Below are 16,894 nucleotides of genomic sequence, written 5' to 3' on the forward strand. Positions count from 1 at the left end.
GCCATCATCAAGTGATCGCTTTTGATTAGCGCTTAGAAATTTTGTATAGTTTACCACCGTCGGTTGCAGCATAAATGGCACCATCTTTACCAGTGGCTATACAGCGCCAACGCTCATTTTTATCAGCAAGCAAACGTTCTTCGCCCACCACTTTATTATTTTTGATAACCAAACGGGCTATATGTTGTCCGCTCAATCCTCCCACAAACATATTATTTTTCCACTCCTGAATATTACCTGTGTAAAACATCATGCATCCCGGAGAAATTACAGGATCCCAATAGTATACCGGCTGAACGGTTCCTTCTTTTTGTTGTATACCCTCGTAAACCTTTTCGCCGCTGTATTCTATCCCGTAAGTAACGTACGGCCAGCCGTAATTTCCTCCGGCCTTGATCAAATTAACTTCATCGCCGCCCCGCGGGCCAAACTCAACTTCCCAAAGTGCTCCGGTAACCGGATTAATGGAAAGACCATCAGGGTTACGAAACCCGTAAGCATAAATTTCGGGTTTAGCATTCGCTTTACCAATAAAGGGATTACCGGCAACCGGTTTTCCATCTTTGGTTATATGGATGATCTTACCGGTAGTAGCTTCCAGGTCCTGGGCCTTTACCCGGATGTCATCTGCTTGCCTATCGCCGGAACTAACAAAGATATTACCCTGTTTATCAAAAACTAAGCGCGACCCAAATTGCCCGGCACCTTTATATCGCGGGGCAGCTTCCCAAATTACCTTTACATTTTCAAGCTTGGTTTCATCTGCCGATAGTTTTCCTTTTGCTACCGCCAATGTTGCCCCTTGACCAGGTTGGGCATAAGTCCAGTATACCATGCGGTTTTGAGTAAAATCAGGATCAATGTTCACATCAAGTAAACCACCCTGGCCTGCATACTGCACTTCCGGGAAACCGGTAATGGTTTTAACAATTTTGCCATCTGTTGTTACTATTTGCATAGTTCCGGGCTTACTGCTGATGAGTAAACGGCCATCTGGTAAAACATGTATCCCCCACGGACTTTTCAGCTCGCTGTTGATGACATTAACGGTATATGGAGTTTTTGTTGTAACGCTGCCTATGCGTGTTTGTCCGGCAAAGGCTGGTTTATAATTACTATTGGCTTTGTTCTTTTCTACCGGTTGACCGGTTTGCGCCATAACGGCTGTAGTAAATGATAACAAAACAAAGCTTAATATTTTTACTTTCGAGAACATCATATCAATTTTGGGTTTATCTGGTTAAAATACAATGTTCATCGCTCGATGTTTATATGCAACAGACTTTTTACACCTTATGCGGTCATAAATACTTGAAAATGCGGAGACGATGCTTATGATTAATAAATAATATGTACCCATCCGCTTAAAACCTGTGTTCCGGATTTAATGATGTAGTAATATGTGCCCGCAGGCAGTTTACTGCCTTTATAAGTGCCATCCCAGGGTTCGGTGTAACCGCGACTGTTAAATAAAAGACTGCCTAAACGATTATAAATTTTTACAGTTACGCTTTGGTCAATACCTTCAATAACCCAGGTGTCATTTATACCATCGGCATTAGGTGTAAATGTATTGGCCATTTTTATTTCAGTGCAAAAACTGTTAATAGTTATGGTTTGTGATGCTGTACAACCATTAAGATCGGTTACCTTGAGTTCAACTTTTCCAATCGAGCCGGTTGTAAATGAATCTCCGCCTTGTTTCCCGTTCCACTCATATTTGGTAAAGCCCGGTGGGGCGTTTAAGGTAACTTGCTGCCGGTTAAACTGGCATAGTTTTGCATCGGGCAAGCTTAAAACAGGATTGCTAAAAAATTGAACGTTTATACTGCGGCTATCTACGCACCCGGAAGCTGATGTTACGGTAGCAGTATAATCTCCCGGATCTTTCACACTGATTTGGCTGCCTGTTTCTCCTGTTGACCATTTAACCGTGCCGTTTGCAAAAGTGGCTCTAAGATCAACCGCCTGCCCGCTACAGAGCGTGGTGTTCACAACTCTTTCCAGGGTGATAGAAGGCATGGGGTTAAATATAAGCGGCAACAACGAAGAACTTTCTGAGCAGGTTATTTTATTGCTGCTGATTGCAACCTGGTAATTGCCGGCAATGTTAGTTGTTAAGCTTGTTTTGTTAGTGGTGTTATTTATTATAGTGCCGTCTCGCAACCAGTTAATGGTGTAAGACGCGGCATCTACCGGAACATCAATTGAAAGGGTTGCCTCATCACCTATACAGTAAGCGATTTTGTCCGTTTTAAGCATCAGCGCTGGTAACTTAATAAATTCTGCTTCAATTTCTTTTGAAGGTACCCAAGTATCCGAGCAGGCGCTGACCTCTACTTTATATTTTCCACTTTGTGTTACATTTATGCTATTGGAGGTGTTACCGTTTAATACGCCATCCGTATACCAGCGATATTTATAGTTGGCATTGGCATTAACCTCAAAGGTTGCTGTACTTCCATCGCAATAAAAACTTTTATCCGGATAATTAAGATTTACAGTTGGTGCTGTAATAACCGTCACTTTAAGGCTATTTGTATTTAAATGAAGATTTTCGCAGGGATCGTATACAATAGCACTGTAGTTTCCGTCAGCATTAATGGTCAATGTGCTGTTACTTTCACCAGGTAATTCTACTCCGTTTTTATACCATTGTATGGTGTGGCCAGTATAAATATTGTCATTAACGGTGGCAGTTATACTGCTGCCCAAACATATTTGCATTTCCGAAACCGTAGGGTTTTGCCCGGCAAATTGTACCGCATTTATTGATGTTGCGGTAAGATACTTACCGTAATCCGGCTTTATAAAATAAAGACCGTCCGTTGTCGCTATCCATGCGCCATCATCGCAAACCGGCTCTCCTGCAGATACAGTATTAACACAAACATCATGAATAACGGTATTACCTAAAGCGTCAAAATGGAAAAGATTCACATTTCTTGTACCTCGTACTTTCTGATAAATTGAATTACTATAATATAAACCTTTATCGGTTCCGATCAACATGTTTTGTTTAAGAAAGCCCGGATATCCATCCCAATGCCCGTTACCAAACGCAGTAAGACCAAATATGGTGGTTATCTTATTTACGTTAATGCCATCTAAATAGTGTTCATAAGGGAGATTAATGAAATAACTTAAGTCGCCGTTAACCTGAAACATACCATTGCGTGTACCCCAGAAAAGCGCGGTATAAGAAACAACTTGATCATATTCATACATACTACCAAAAGCAAGGTAACCTGTATTGATGTTATGGCCTATAATGTCACTTTCAGCCATGTAATATAGAAACCGGGTAAGCTCGCCTTTTATCAATACAGGCACATATTTCCTTCCATCCCAGTCAGGATATGTTGCTGAACTATCTTTATAAACTAAGTCGCGATAAGTTGCTTCATAAATTTTACTGGAAGAAATTGTATTATCGGCCTGTACCGTTTCATTAACCATATCATAGGTATAAAGGCCATTGTCAGACCCGATCAATACCGAATGTGGATCAGCATCAATTCCAAATCTTTCATTTTTAGCTATACCAACAGAATTAACCGCAGTGGCAATGCCGTTTGCAGCGCCTATTAGTTTCTTAACGCCTTTTGTGTATTCAATAACATTAGTTGAATTAGTAGCGATAAACACTGTATCCTGGCTTCGGCCTGCAATATCAATAAATTGCAAACCGCTGTAGGCGGCAAACGTACTGGTGTAATCGTCAACGGCAAGTGTTACACTGTTAACACGGTAAACCTCATTGTTTCGGGCTAAAACCCATAAATAAGGATCACGAAAGTCGCGTTTAACTTTTAAAATATTTTTTCCCGGAAAGAGATGGGCATTTAAGTGAAATTCTACGTCCTGACTATATGCTTGAAAACCTATAAATATTAGCAGTAAAAAAAGTAACCGTTTAAATTGCATGATGAGGAAGGTCTATCCGAAAGTAATACATATAATGCTTTACTGCAAGCAATATATTGTAATGTAGCTAACCATCAATGGTCATAATAAAAAACTCTCCTGGATGATTTAAAATCATGGGGAATTGGATTGTAAACAGGGAAACAAAAAGTCCCCCGCCAGTACATTGACAGAGGACTTTACGAAAAGCAACAACTAATATTATAATCGTTATTACGCAGAAAGGGCTTTAGCCATTTTAGTCAGCACTTCGCTTTAAAAGAAGCTGGGTAATGTTTTCGTTTAATAATTTATGCTCAACAAGTTTAAAATTAGTTGTTATTTCATCCCTTGTTAATAAAATGCCGCCTTTGCCGGTCATAACAGGATGAATATTGATGAGAATGTCAGTCACTAAATTTTCATCTAAAAAAGCGTTATATGTCTGCGTTCCGCCAAATACCGCAATCTGACTAAAACCTTTATCTGCCAAATGCTCGATTGCCTCCCGGGCACTTGCAACAACTTTGTATCTATCAGATGGGGTTGCTGTTGCAGACAGCAATATCATTTCAACTCCGCTGAATCCCTCTAATGCTCCCGGAATATTTTGAAATATTTCAAAGGTTTTTCTGCCAACAACAATATTGCCGGCCTGACTGGCTGCTTGCATAAAAATCCCCATTGCCTCTTGTGGTGTACGATAACCGGAACCATCTGACAGCAAAACTTTCCCGTTTGCTGACACATTTGATACTAATATTACATTCATTGAATTTTAATTTTGTTTCAAGCAAAACTATTGGGTTGTTACTATATATTTGCTATTAGTTACCTTTTTGAAAGTAACTATAAATTATGCTTTATGGAAACAGTTGAATGCCCTAATGAACTCTGCTTCAAAAAAACGATGGCTTTACGCGATGCTCTTGATTTACTTGGCGGTAAATGGAAACTATGCCTGATACATAACCTGAATAACTACGGCACAATGCGATTTAAAGATTTAATGACCGCTATAGCTGATATCAGTCCGAAGGTATTGTCTAAAGAACTGCAGGATCTGGAAGAAAATATGATGGTTAAAAGAACGGTGAATAATACAAAACCTGTTACAGTATCCTACACGCTTACAGAGCACGCGAAAGTGACCATACCGGTCATAAACTCCTTGCTCGATTTTGGGTTAAAGCACAGAAGAAAAATCATTGAAAAATAAATAGTACCCACAGACAACATCATCCAAACTTAAATAGCGGCGAAATACGATTTTAACGCGAGCTCTCTTTCGTTATCCGCAATCACGCTTACGTGATGGTCGGGCCTTATCAAAAGACAAAGTGTTTCCTGAACGCCAAGTGTTTCCCATTGCGAAGACATATCTGCTATGTGGATATTAATATTCAGATCAGCACAATCGGCTTTTAATGCTGCGGATGGTTGAGAACCAACCAAAAAGAGATGAAATCCTGGCACACGCAGCAAATCATATATCTTTGTTCTTGTTTTGCCACTATAAATCCACAATGCAGGACATTTGGAACCAGCCTTAAAGTTGAGCCGTTGCCCGCTGGAATTTATCGATAACGGACTTTCATCATAGCAGATATTTGTTTGAGAAAAAACATTGAATACGCGATGTTCAATACGTTTATTATTTAAAAACAACCTGCTGATCCAAGGCGCAAGATAGGATCTGCACATGACTGCCACTTTTTTCCGGCTCATCAGGAAATTGAACACGCGGTCTGTTGACCTAAGTAAAGCCTGTGCCACCGGGTATCGTTCGGAATGATAGGTTGCTAACAACCTGGAAGACGCTTTCGCCCTGATCACCAGATCAAGTTTCCAACAAAGATTGAAAGCATCCTGCAAACCAGTGTTCATACCCTGTCCTCCTGCGGGACTGTGAATATGGGCTGCATCGCCAAGTAGAAAGCACCGGCCCTTCTGGAAATCAGTAGCACAGCGATGATGAAGCAAGTAATTGGAATGCCAGCTCATTTGGCTAACTTTCAATGGGAAAGGCGCATTTGTTTCAATAACTTTAAACAATTCCTGTTCACTGATAAATGTCTTGTCGCTCAACTCATCCGGTATATTCCCTAAAACCCGATACCGATTTTTTCCTTTCATAGGAAAAAAGGCGATGAACGAATACGAAGCTGGAGATGCAATAGCCATATTTTCCCCCTCTTCAATATTAATAAACACATCTGCTACAAAAAAACGCCTCGGGTATGTCCCACCCGGAAAGTCCTGACCCAATAACTTTCTTACCGTACTGTTGGCACCATCACAGCCCAACAAATACGCGCCTCTGATTTCGGTTACCACCGCTCCTTCACCGGAGTGAACGACTTCAGCACAGATAAAGTCACCTTGTTGATCGATACGAACCAGCTCCGACATCCACAGAACGTCATTTCCCAAGTTTTTTAAGTGTGCGCGTAACAGGCTTTCATTCACTGATTGCTCTAAAACACTAAAACAGGGAAATTCAGATACTGCCTCTCTGCGAATGCCGATATTTAATTGAAGCGCTTTTTTTTTGTTGAGATAAACTGATATATTATCAACCGGACTAACGTTTTCAGATATGGAATCAGAGAGCCCCATCTGGTCATATATTTCCCGGCTGCGCGCCGTGACGAGTAAAGCACGGGACTGATGATTGATACCGGATTTTTTGTCGATTATAACCGAGCGTATGCCCAAACGAGCCAATTGACAGGCGGCCATTAACCCAGTTGGCCCTGCACCAATGATAATTACATCTGTTTCTATACGATTTGGGGAGAGATCCATCATTTTACGATTTTAAATACCATACCATTCATAGCCATGTTCACTGTCAATTGACAGGAACATCTATAACCTGGATCAACGTTGGGTAGCATGTCTAATATTTCCAATTCCTGATGATCAGCTACTGAAAGAAAACTCTTCCAGTCAACTATTTTAATTATACAAGTTCCACACAATGCCATCCCTCCACATACTGCAACAATATCATACCCTTCGTGCTTAAGAACCTCCATTAGGCTACATCCATGATTCGCGCTAATGTCCAGGCGTCGGTTACTTCCGTCAATATCTTCTATTATAATCTCTATCATCACTAAAAATTGGTACGCTATAAGCGGTTGTATTTTAAATCAAATCTTTGTTATTAACACTTTAAGCCGTGGATAGACTCACGTTCCTGACAGCATTTTGAAATACCCTTTTCAATTATAATTAACCATAAAAAAGCAGACATACATCTTTAACTCATACAAAGTATATTAATATCTTTTTATCTTTTATTGATTCTATTTTTTCATTAATCCTGTTGTTACAAAAAGCAAGTCCCGCTAAAGGGACCTGATTGAAGTTGAGTAAATCATAATGGTAATTTTGCCTACAGGTTGCTTTATTTCTGATCAAGCATGTTGTCAAAGAAGTGCAACCCGGTTGGTACTTTTGACTAACCCGCCCATTAAGATTTATTTTAATGCATGTAAATATCTGTCTCTTTGGTAGTACGTCGGTGTTCAACCACGCGTTGCCCCAGTTTCAGAAATTCGTATATCTGTTTCCAGTCGGTGCTTTCAAGGGCAATGGTATCGTCAATATGATCGGCTTCGGTAAACTCGCCACCACCTAAGCCCGAGTTATTATTGAGCCAGATGGCTTTTGCACCCAGGTTGCGGGCCAGCAGTACATCGTTTTTGCGGTCGCCTATGGTGAATGAGCCCTGCAAATCATACTTATCGGCATCAAGGTATTGGGTAAGCAAAGCCGTGCCCGGTTTGCGGGTTGGCGCTTTATCGGCCGGGAAGGTACGGTCAATAACAATGTTATCAAATTTTACACCTTCGGCCTCAAATGTTTTGAGGATAAAGTTATGTACCGGCCAAAAAGTATTTTCGGGGTACGATGCCGTACCCAAGCCATCCTGATTGGTAACCATTACCAGTTCAAAATCAAGCTCTTTAGCTATTTTGGGCAGATAAGTTAACGCGCCGGGATAAAACTCCAGCTTTTCAAAAGAATCTATCTGCTCATCAGCAGGTTCTTTGATCAGGGTGCCATCGCGGTCAACAAACAATATTTTCTGTAGGTTGTTCATCTGTGATAATTATTGAATTAATAAGTTATTGAATTAATGATTTCATTTAAAGCTTCTTTAACTCATCAAGTAGTGTAGTATTTTCATCAGGAGTACCCACGGTGATGCGCAAGCAGCCTTCGCAAAGTTCAACTTTGGAGCGGTTGCGTATAATGATGCCCTTGCTGAGCAGATAGTCGTAAATTTTGTTGGCATCGGTAGTTTTCACAAGGATAAAGTTAGCCTCTGACGGATAAATATCCAGCACAAAATCAAAGTTATTAAGCTCAAGCACCAACCTGTCGCGCTGTTGCAGGGTTTCCCTGACCCAACTATTTAATTGATCAATATTGGTCAATGCTTCCAACGCCAATCGCTGCGATGCCTCGTTAACATTGTAAGGAGGTTTTACTTTATTCATCACCTCAATAATTTCCTCGCTGGCGAATGCCATGCCTACACGTAAACCGGCAAGCCCCCAGGCTTTGGAAAGGGTTTGTAGAACTACGAGGTTGGCAAATTTGCTTAATTCTTGTGTCCACGATTTCTGGTAACTGAAATTGATATAGGCCTCGTCAACAATAACCAAACCGTTAAAATTGGCCAGCAGGGTTTCTACATCGGCACGGTTAATAGAGTTACCGGTAGGATTATTGGGCGAACAGATAAAGATGAGCTTGGTGTTCTTATCGATAGCTTCGGCAATGCCTTCCAGGTTAAGCTGGTAATCTTCGGTGAGTAAAACCTTGCGGGCCTCTACATCATTAATATTGGCCGATACCTGGTACATGCCGTAAGTAGGGGGAACGATGATCACGTTATCCACTCCTGGGTTGCAAAAGCTGCGGAAAAGGATATCGATAGCTTCATCGCTGCCGTTGCCTATAAAAATATTGGCAGATGGTACGTCTTCTATCTCACTGATTCGTTTCTTTAACCGGTCCTGTAAGGGGTCCGGATAACGGTTAAATTGCTGATTAAGCGGCGATCCAAAAGCGTTTTCGTTGGCATCCAGAAAAACACTGGCTTCTCCCTGGTACTCGTCACGCGCGGAAGAGTAAGGCGTAAGGTTTTTGATGTTTTCGCGTAAGAGGCCCCCTAACCTCCTAAAGGGGGAATTACCATCAGGGCCGCTATAGTATTGTTGTTTTATTTCTTCATTCATTGTACTATTTTTTTAATTGTTATTCGTCCCTTACTTACCCTTTTGGGGATTGGGACTAATTCTTATACTCAATACATTCCGACGCGAATGCAAGCCGTCCGGTTAAACCCGTATTTCTTCTACAAAGAGACTGATAACCCCCGGACAAGGCTGAGCTAATTGCTGCTATACAGCATACGATGATGTCTGATACGTAATGGCAGGCGCTTTCCGGAGTTAAATTATCCAGGAACACCTTCTCCCCTCCTTGCAAAATCAATCACCTAAAAGGACATTTTCATTCATTACTTTAATCACTACCTCAGTAATTGAGGATACATCTAATTTGTCATAAATATTTTTTATGTGCGAACGAACCGTGTCATAAGTTATCCCTAAACTGAATCCGATCATTTTATAGCTGCACCCATTAACCAGTTCTCCAAGAATTTCTTTCTCTCTCCTGGTAAGATTATACCTACAGACGGGTTTTCCGAAAGATAAAACATTAGCCCGCCCCTGCAACATATGCAACACTCTGCGAGCTACTATCGGGCTCATTGACGCGCCTCCATTTCTTAGTTCCTTCACGGCTTTAATTAACATGCAGTGTAGGTTCTGTTTTAAAATATAACCGGATGCTCCGGCAAATATTCCCTCATATATATCACAATCTTTTACAGAGTCAGTATATATCAAAACTTCAACATGCGGAAATTCTTCTTTAAGAAACTTAATTGTTTTACTACCCAAAATACAGTCCATCATAATATCTACTATTATAATATCGGGCATTGAGTGCACTAGATTTCCTACACAATCCTTTAAATTACTTACCTCTCCTACTACTTGAAACAAAGGCTCTGATCTTAATAGATGAACAACCTGGTTCCTTATATGATCATTGTTATTAAAAACAGTTATTCTGACGCTCATATTCAGTACTCCTCATTACCTTTTTTAAAGCGAGCCTTCCCAATATGCTTGAACAATTATGTTCTTAGATGGATAGCGACACTCAATAAATACTGATACAAATAAAGCTTATTGTAATTTTGATTAAGGTGACAATTATCACATTGGTAAAATTTATTTTTTTTAGGTTAATATTTACTGAATATCTTAACTTAAATTTTATAATCAAATTGGATATTCTACTGGTTTAGTTTGATTGTAAAATCCCCTGTCAAATATTAATCTGACACCGTTAAGCATAAAAATAAATTCAATAACCCTTTTCCACCTTTTCCAGATCAGGGCGGTTTGTGCCCTTGAAATTATAATTCATAAATGCGATGTCTGAAGGTGGTTCTAATTTCAAATTAACCATTTGCGCAATTTCTATTTTTACCCGGTCGGCCGTGAAACTCATGACATGCCCTCCTGCATCGCGTTCTGCTGACAAAAAGTGAAAATGGTATCCTTCAATATTAATCCCTGAAAGAAAAGCTGGCAACTTATATCCGACCAGGACACCCTCTGTTTTGTTAAATTCAAAAAAGTGTTGCATTTCCAGCAGATTAACCAAAGGCGGAAAAGGTTCCTTATCCAATGGCGCAAATGCCCGCGTTTTTACGTGCTCAAAAGTACCTGAAATGCGTATGGCATACATTCCATTTTTATTGTCAAGGTATGTTTCCAATTGACGAAGCAACTCTTTCTGACTGGTTATATCATCATTGAAAAAAAACTTATCCGGATTAAAAAACGTGACAAAGGCAAATGGAGTATTTGATGCATCGGAAGCCTCTATTGTTTGGCCATCGGCAGTAGTTTGATACACCTTTCCATTACAGATGGTAAATTCGCCGTCTATCAAACTGGGGGCTCCCAATCCAAAATCGCCATATTCCTTTAATTTACCTAAGGGCATCGAACCCCGGTACAATCCATCAATAAAAGATTCCGCTATACCAAACTGATATAGCTCGTTAAATTTCGGGGTATTATGATTCATACTTTCCTATTAAATTTTCTTCACACACTATAACTTATAACTACTCTACGCAAGGCCAATTATGGAAGGTTTGGTGAAAAATAATTGAATCCGGTGAAATGCTATTAACGGTTCCTCTATAATAACCAGGGTACGCGGCTGTATTAACAACAGTCTCAATTCTGCTAATGACACATTTCAATCTGCCGGTTTGAGCACAAGTTATATAAGATCATCTTAATTAGTTATATCGCCTGAACCCTTATCTTTCTTCCTTGATGACAAATTTGATTGTCTTTTACAAGCTTTTTTAATAGCCTGGATATAACCTCTCTGGATGTTCTGAGGTCATCAGCAATATGCTGATGAGTAATAGTTAACACATCAGATTCCGCTATTTCAGCCCTCAGCCGCAAATAGGCAATCAACCGCTCTTCCAAATTAAAGCAGATCACTTGTCTTGTTGTATGTAACAGGTCGTTATAACGTTTCTGATATTCCTGTAAAATAATTTCACTGAAACATGGATATTTTAACAACCATTCTCTGGCCTTTGCCACAGGAAAAAGTAATACAGTGCTGTCAATTTCTGCAACTCCTGAAAAATCAACATGCTGTTGTCCAAATAAATGGGCGAAACTAATTACACAGGTATTTCCAGGTTTTATATAGTATAGTAAAAATGGTGTACCATTCTCCTGGCTGAGTACTTTTATCGCGCCTGTTAAAACGATAGGCAAACTTCGCACATACTGCCCCTGTCTGATCAGGAAGTTATTGGCTTTGATGGTTTGCAGGTAGCCAAACTCGGCCATTTCGGTAAGTAGCTCTTTTTTGTACCCGATAAAACATTGTGCTAATGTTTCATATGCAACATTATTCATTTCCTTACAATTTAAAATCAGTTATAGCCCTGCCATTACTGAATTAGATAAAGGTTAACATTGCGTTAACCACAATTATCCTACTAATAATCAGAGCCCTAAAGTAAAAAAGACAAGCGTACCTAAACCCGCCAAAATTCCGGCCTTTTCTGCCAAAGTTCTGCCCCCCTTTTTACTTGCCTACTAACAATGGAGAGCTTTAGCGGATCGGTACTATTTCAGGCGTCTATATCCTACTACTTCTTTCCTTTCTATTGAAACTTGTCTTTTTTACTCAGAAAACAGCATACAGTTAATAATTAAGTATATGCTCGGTTATTTTACGATAGCGCATCAATGTAAGTCGCCTCCTTAATGAGCTCCATACGCGCTGTAAAGTGTCGTAAATAGGGCGATTCATATTTAATTACCATCCCCTTTACCGATTGCCTGTTTTTATAAACATTGACTATGGCTTCGACAACATAATCCAGATGACTTTTGGTGTAGGTTCTTCTCGGCAGGGCAAGTCTGACAAGTTCATTAGCCGCGGGTATCAGGGCCCCACTTTTATCAGATTTACCAAACATCAAGGATCCGATTTCTACAACTCTTATCCCCGCTTCTATATAAAGGGCGCAGTTAAGAGCTTGCCCGGGGTATTGATCAACCGGGATATGAGGTAAAAATGCTTTAGCATCAAGGTAAATGGCGTGCCCCCCCGTTGGTTTTAAATACGGGATATTATACTGGTCAAGTTTTTCCCCTATATATTGCATACTTCCTATTCTGTAGCTGAGATACTCCTCTTCCATGACCTCCTCAAGACCAGTTGCAATTGCCTCAAGATCACGGCCTGCGAGCCCTCCATAAGTAGGAAAACCTTCCATGATAATCAGAAGGTTACGACAAGCCTCGGCAGTATGTTCATCCCTTAATGCCAAAAATCCCCCGATGTTCGCAAGGCCGTCCTTTTTCGCGCTCATGGTACATCCGTCAGCATAAGAAAATAACTCCTGAGCTATCTCTAATATTGATTTGTTATGATAACCACCTTCCCGTTGTTTAACGAAATAACAGTTTTCAGCGAAACGGCAAGCGTCTATGAAAAAAGGGATATTGTGCATTGAACAAATTTGTTTGGCATTTCGTATATTCTCCATACTCACCGGTTGTCCGCCGCCAGAATTATTGGTAACGGTCATGATAACCATTGCTACCCTTTCTTTTCCGTTTACAGCTATAAATTTGGTCAAAGCATCAATGTCTATATTGCCTTTAAAAGGCGCGGCCACGCCTATCTGCCGCCCTTCTTCGCAAAGCAAATCAACTCCTTCTGCTCCGGAATATTCTATATTTGCCCGCGTGGTGTCAAAAAGTGTATTGCTTAGCACATATTTATCTTTGCCACCTAATACACTAAAAAGTATTTTTTCCGCGGCTCTTCCCTGGTGAACAGGAAATATATGAGGCATAGATGAAATATGTCTGATCACCGATTCAAAGCGATAGAAGCTCCTGCTTCCGGCGTAACTCTCGTCTCCCTTCATGATATCCGCCCATTGATCACTGCTCATGGAACCGGTTCCGCTATCTGTCAGCAAATCAATAATCACATCTTTTGCTTTTATAAGAAATGGATTGAAATGCGCTGTTTCTAATATCTGAATTCGTTGTTCCCGGGTGGTGAATTCGATATGCTCTATTGATTTTATTCTAAACGGTTCTATTAATGTTTTCATAAAATATTTAAGTAAAATGCCTTAATAAATTGACTGCATACACTTAAATTTTATGTTGGTTTTTTGATGATATTTTTAAAGATATTCGACATATAATCACTCTCCCATATAATCTACCGGCGCTAAAACAAGCAATTGCATTTTAGCTGCACACTCATTTTAACTCGAACACGGTAAAATGACACAACAAAAAACACTATTTTATCAGAGAAAAAAAATAATCGAAACTGGCTACTTTCTAATTAAAGAGGGGGATATAAAATCATCTTCAATAGCTGGGTTTAACAAAAAGGTAGTGGATGAGAGGATAAAGCACCGGTTACCGAACAAAAAATAATCGGAACCAACTATTATACCTAAAAACATGCTAATCAGGCTGTAAAATTAGTGTCATTTAAAACTGGACTATCCTAATAACTTAAACTGGCCTCCAAAAGCACGATTCACGGCTTTTAATTTTGCCTAATTCTTGAACATTTAAATACTATGCAAAATGATGTTTTGAGGAATTTCCTCTTCATTTCTGTAGTTCATACCTATAACGGGAGCCCATATGCCTTAAACTCCTACAATACAAATTTTGATCTGAAACCCATATGCCCATCAACATAATTATTTTTGAATTAAATAAAAATCTCAGGCATGAGATTATCCGATTATTAAGCGCCGAGGCCTCATTTGCGTTAATAGGAAAAATTGAAGACCCGGATCATTACATAAGCAATTTACGATCAAAAGAACCCGATATTATAATATTAGATTTAACAAGTTCCACCAGTACAATTTGCCATATGATCAATTTACTGAATCAACGTATGCCTAATGCAAAGATCTTGATTCAATCTGCTTCGCATATCGAAAGTGATATTAAAAAAGTTATTCAGGCCGGGGCAGTAGGCTATATACTCAAACACGAGTTAAGAACATATCTGGTTAAAGCCATCAATGATATCTTTAATGGAGGGGCCTTTATGAGCCCGCTTATAACCAGGAAAGTGCTCAATCTGTTACAAAAAGAGACTTGTCAACCCTTAAAATACATTAATACCACTGATTACAAGCTCACCAAAAAGGAGCAACAAATTGTAGGTTGCTTTGCCCAGGGTCAGGGCTACGAGTCAACCTGTTTCACATTAAATATACAATACAATACTGCACGAAAACATATTTCAAACATTTATAAAAAAATGAACGTGGGGTCACTTACAGAATTGGTTTCTAAAGTGCACAGAGAAAATTTACATTATTCATAATTTATAAAATCCAGGCATTGGAATCAGCATTTGGTGATTCACCTTATCGTTGTGCGAAAATATTTATTTGTGAGTTAATATTAAATTAACATTTTTTTTAACAACTTAGGCCTTTAATATTAATTATAATACTGACCTCGGAATAATGAATAAGTTTTCTGAAATGACGGATAATGACCTTGTGAGCCTAATTCAACAAGATAATCTTGCCGCATTTAAGGAGATTTATAAAAGATACTGGAAAAAACTATACGCAGCGGCTTTTAAGCGATTAAAGAGTAAAGTATACTCAGAAGAAATAGTACAGGAACTGTTTACCAATTTATGGTTTAAAAGACAGGCACTCACAGTTAATACCGAATTGAGCAGCTACCTTTATTCATCGGTTAGCCATCGTATAATTGATCAGTATCGTAAGCAATTAATTCAGGAGCGTTATGCTAAATCATTTAAGTTGGCGCATAATGAATTGGATAACTCAACCGAAGACAAGATCATACTTAATGATTTAAAGCATACCATAGCGCTGGAAATAAGCCAACTGCCGGATAAATGCCGATCTGTTTACAAACTAAGCAGGGTAGAATACAAATCAAACAAAGAAATAGCCAGCCATTTAGGCATCTCTGAAAAAACGGTTGAAAACCACATAACCACAGCCCTTAAAAAAATAAGGATAGGATTAACCCACCACTATGTTTTAATAATATTGTTGTTATTAAAAAAATAGCTTTCCAAAAAAATATTTTGCAGTGAGGTAGGGGATAGCAGCCTGCCGTACGTCATCCTATTAATAAGCCGTATTACGCCCTTAATGAAAAAAATCATTCCTGTTGATTTGCTGGAAAGGTACCTGACAAATAAATGTACCCCAGAAGAAAAAACTTTAGTTAAAGATTGGTATCAGTCTTTAGAGCAGGAGCATGATTACATTTCTGACCTGGATGAGACTGAAGAACAAAGGCTGGAGGAAGAAATTTACAATCATATTTTGAGCAACATTGGGGAAACTGATGAGCAGACATCTGATAGTATACCCGTTAAATCCCTTTATTTAAAAATAGGTTATGTTGCGGCAACAATTGCCGCTATATTTTTAATTTATGTTGCTGTTGCAATCAATTATAAAAAAACAAAAAATGATGATGCGGTTACGGATGGCAAATGCTCACAGATATTTGTAATTAAAAACAGTACTAAACAAATTTATAAAACTACGCTTCCTGACAGCAGTATTGTATGGTTAAGCCCGGGAGCTTCCATAAGGTACCCTCAAATATTTGAGCCCAAATACAGGATGATAACCTTATCGGGCGAATCATTTTTTGAGGTTACTAAAAACCCACAAAGACCATTCATCATCAATAGTCATTCAATAATAACTAAAGTGTGGGGAACCAGTTTTTTAGTGCATGATGACGTTAATGGCAAGATGGCTGAGGTTTCTGTTGTTACCGGAAAGGTTTCCGTTAGCATACGTAACAAACCCCAACAAGCCAGCACTGTAATAGAAAAAGGTGAAGTATTGCTGTATCCTAACCAAAAGGTAACTTTTTTAAAAACCCACCACAGCCTTAAAACGGAGAAAGAAAATAATGACGCGTCTTTGAAAATTTGGAACCGAATCAACTTTTCATTTGATAATATAGCGTTGAAAAATTTAGTGCCTGTATTGAATGAAAAATTTAATGTGCATTTGGTGGTAGTTAATGAAAGGCTAAATAATTACGTGCTTGATGCAGATTTTACCGGGTTTAATTTACCGGATGTATTAGAAGCGTTAAAGAAAACCCTGAATATAAATTACGAGCTCAACAACAATAATAATATTGAACTTAAATAAACTAATTAATCATTAACCTATAAACACACGAATGGAAAAAGCATTACAGACATAGTTCACGATCGGAAAAAACTTTCCTGAAAACACATAAAAAAACTTAGAAGTGTTCTGACC

General features: G+C 39.1%; 15 protein-coding genes. 4 read left to right on the plus strand and 11 right to left on the minus strand.

Annotation, left to right across the window (positions count from 1 at the left end):
* Positions 1–25: 25 nt before the first annotated feature.
* The 3 genes from AAGC65_RS03450 to AAGC65_RS03460 all read right to left on the minus strand — a co-directional run bounded on the left by AAGC65_RS03450 (position 26) and on the right by AAGC65_RS03460 (position 4,678).
* Complete coding sequence (locus AAGC65_RS03450) at positions 26–1,219, minus strand: PQQ-dependent sugar dehydrogenase (RefSeq protein ID WP_343111011.1); 1,194 nt, start codon at positions 1,217–1,219, stop codon at positions 26–28.
* Between the two features lie 119 nt (positions 1,220–1,338).
* Positions 1,339–3,927 (minus strand): gliding motility-associated C-terminal domain-containing protein, encoded by a 2,589-nt coding sequence (locus tag AAGC65_RS03455; RefSeq protein WP_343111012.1) that lies wholly within the window; start codon positions 3,925–3,927, stop codon positions 1,339–1,341.
* A gap of 238 nt (positions 3,928–4,165) precedes the next feature.
* Positions 4,166–4,678, minus strand: coding sequence for a dihydrofolate reductase (locus AAGC65_RS03460; RefSeq protein WP_343111013.1), 513 nt, complete (start codon positions 4,676–4,678; stop codon positions 4,166–4,168).
* Between the two features lie 93 nt (positions 4,679–4,771).
* Here AAGC65_RS03460 and AAGC65_RS03465 point away from each other — a divergent pair, with 93 nt between their 5' ends.
* Positions 4,772–5,125: a helix-turn-helix domain-containing protein gene (locus tag AAGC65_RS03465; protein ID WP_343111014.1), complete on the plus strand. Its 354-nt coding sequence runs from the start codon at positions 4,772–4,774 to the stop codon at positions 5,123–5,125.
* A 29-nt stretch (positions 5,126–5,154) separates the two neighbouring features.
* Here the strand turns inward: AAGC65_RS03465 and AAGC65_RS03470 are convergent, their stop codons facing one another.
* From AAGC65_RS03470 to AAGC65_RS03505, 8 genes are all read right to left on the minus strand, one after another.
* Complete coding sequence (locus AAGC65_RS03470) at positions 5,155–6,717, minus strand: FAD-dependent monooxygenase (protein WP_343111015.1); 1,563 nt, start codon at positions 6,715–6,717, stop codon at positions 5,155–5,157.
* Positions 6,714–7,025: a 2Fe-2S iron-sulfur cluster-binding protein gene (locus AAGC65_RS03475; RefSeq protein ID WP_343111016.1), complete on the minus strand. Its 312-nt coding sequence runs from the start codon at positions 7,023–7,025 to the stop codon at positions 6,714–6,716. Before AAGC65_RS03475 ends, AAGC65_RS03470 begins: the two co-directional genes overlap by 4 nt.
* A 374-nt stretch (positions 7,026–7,399) precedes the next feature.
* A complete protein-coding gene (gene hisB / locus AAGC65_RS03480; RefSeq protein WP_343111017.1) occupies positions 7,400–8,020 on the minus strand; it encodes a histidinol-phosphatase in 621 nt (206 codons plus the stop codon).
* A 46-nt stretch (positions 8,021–8,066) separates the two neighbouring features.
* On the minus strand, positions 8,067–9,164 hold the full coding sequence (gene hisC / locus AAGC65_RS03485) for a histidinol-phosphate transaminase (RefSeq protein WP_343111018.1): 1,098 nt from the start codon (positions 9,162–9,164) through the stop codon (positions 8,067–8,069).
* Positions 9,165–9,419: 255 nt separating this feature from the next.
* Positions 9,420–10,079, minus strand: a complete 660-nt coding sequence (locus tag AAGC65_RS03490) for a response regulator transcription factor (RefSeq protein WP_343111019.1) — start codon at positions 10,077–10,079, stop codon at positions 9,420–9,422.
* Between the two features lie 289 nt (positions 10,080–10,368).
* Entirely contained in the window at positions 10,369–11,100 is a 732-nt protein-coding gene (budA, locus tag AAGC65_RS03495) for an acetolactate decarboxylase (protein WP_343111020.1), read from the minus strand.
* 224 nt (positions 11,101–11,324) lie between these two features.
* Positions 11,325–11,963, minus strand: a complete 639-nt coding sequence (locus AAGC65_RS03500; protein WP_343111021.1) for a Crp/Fnr family transcriptional regulator — start codon at positions 11,961–11,963, stop codon at positions 11,325–11,327.
* A gap of 320 nt (positions 11,964–12,283) precedes the next feature.
* Positions 12,284–13,684 (minus strand): tryptophanase, encoded by a 1,401-nt coding sequence (locus AAGC65_RS03505; RefSeq protein WP_343111022.1) that lies wholly within the window; start codon positions 13,682–13,684, stop codon positions 12,284–12,286.
* A gap of 596 nt (positions 13,685–14,280) precedes the next feature.
* On the opposite strand from AAGC65_RS03505, the gene AAGC65_RS03510 reads away from it, so the two are divergent.
* The 3 genes from AAGC65_RS03510 to AAGC65_RS03520 all read left to right on the plus strand — a co-directional run bounded on the left by AAGC65_RS03510 (position 14,281) and on the right by AAGC65_RS03520 (position 16,780).
* Entirely contained in the window at positions 14,281–14,937 is a 657-nt protein-coding gene (locus AAGC65_RS03510; RefSeq protein WP_343111023.1) for a response regulator transcription factor, read from the plus strand.
* A gap of 145 nt (positions 14,938–15,082) precedes the next feature.
* Positions 15,083–15,667 carry an RNA polymerase sigma-70 factor gene (locus AAGC65_RS03515; protein ID WP_343111024.1) on the plus strand — a complete coding sequence of 195 codons (585 nt, stop codon included), beginning with the start codon at positions 15,083–15,085 and terminating at the stop codon, positions 15,665–15,667.
* An 84-nt stretch (positions 15,668–15,751) separates the two neighbouring features.
* A complete protein-coding gene (locus AAGC65_RS03520; RefSeq protein ID WP_343111025.1) occupies positions 15,752–16,780 on the plus strand; it encodes a FecR family protein in 1,029 nt (342 codons plus the stop codon).
* The last annotated feature ends 114 nt before the right edge of the window (positions 16,781–16,894 follow it).

Source organism: Mucilaginibacter sp. (genome assembly GCF_039207105.1).
Classification (GTDB): domain Bacteria; phylum Bacteroidota; class Bacteroidia; order Sphingobacteriales; family Sphingobacteriaceae; genus Mucilaginibacter.

Excerpts from the sequence above, each read along its gene's own strand:
- AAGC65_RS03450 (WP_343111011.1), bottom strand. The coding sequence starts at position 1,219 with ATGATGTTCTCGAAAGTAAAAATATTAAGCTTTGTTTTGTTATCATTT.
- AAGC65_RS03455 (WP_343111012.1), bottom strand. The coding sequence starts at position 3,927 with ATGCAATTTAAACGGTTACTTTTTTTACTGCTAATATTTATAGGTTTT.
- AAGC65_RS03460 (WP_343111013.1), bottom strand. The coding sequence starts at position 4,678 with ATGAATGTAATATTAGTATCAAATGTGTCAGCAAACGGGAAAGTTTTG.
- AAGC65_RS03465 (WP_343111014.1), top strand. The coding sequence starts at position 4,772 with ATGGAAACAGTTGAATGCCCTAATGAACTCTGCTTCAAAAAAACGATG.
- AAGC65_RS03470 (WP_343111015.1), bottom strand. The coding sequence starts at position 6,717 with ATGATGGATCTCTCCCCAAATCGTATAGAAACAGATGTAATTATCATT.
- AAGC65_RS03475 (WP_343111016.1), bottom strand. The coding sequence starts at position 7,025 with ATGATAGAGATTATAATAGAAGATATTGACGGAAGTAACCGACGCCTG.
- hisB (WP_343111017.1), bottom strand. The coding sequence starts at position 8,020 with ATGAACAACCTACAGAAAATATTGTTTGTTGACCGCGATGGCACCCTG.
- hisC (WP_343111018.1), bottom strand. The coding sequence starts at position 9,164 with ATGAATGAAGAAATAAAACAACAATACTATAGCGGCCCTGATGGTAAT.
- AAGC65_RS03490 (WP_343111019.1), bottom strand. The coding sequence starts at position 10,079 with ATGAGCGTCAGAATAACTGTTTTTAATAACAATGATCATATAAGGAAC.
- budA (WP_343111020.1), bottom strand. The coding sequence starts at position 11,100 with ATGAATCATAATACCCCGAAATTTAACGAGCTATATCAGTTTGGTATA.
- AAGC65_RS03500 (WP_343111021.1), bottom strand. The coding sequence starts at position 11,963 with ATGAATAATGTTGCATATGAAACATTAGCACAATGTTTTATCGGGTAC.
- AAGC65_RS03505 (WP_343111022.1), bottom strand. The coding sequence starts at position 13,684 with ATGAAAACATTAATAGAACCGTTTAGAATAAAATCAATAGAGCATATC.
- AAGC65_RS03510 (WP_343111023.1), top strand. The coding sequence starts at position 14,281 with ATGCCCATCAACATAATTATTTTTGAATTAAATAAAAATCTCAGGCAT.
- AAGC65_RS03515 (WP_343111024.1), top strand. The coding sequence starts at position 15,083 with ATGAATAAGTTTTCTGAAATGACGGATAATGACCTTGTGAGCCTAATT.
- AAGC65_RS03520 (WP_343111025.1), top strand. The coding sequence starts at position 15,752 with ATGAAAAAAATCATTCCTGTTGATTTGCTGGAAAGGTACCTGACAAAT.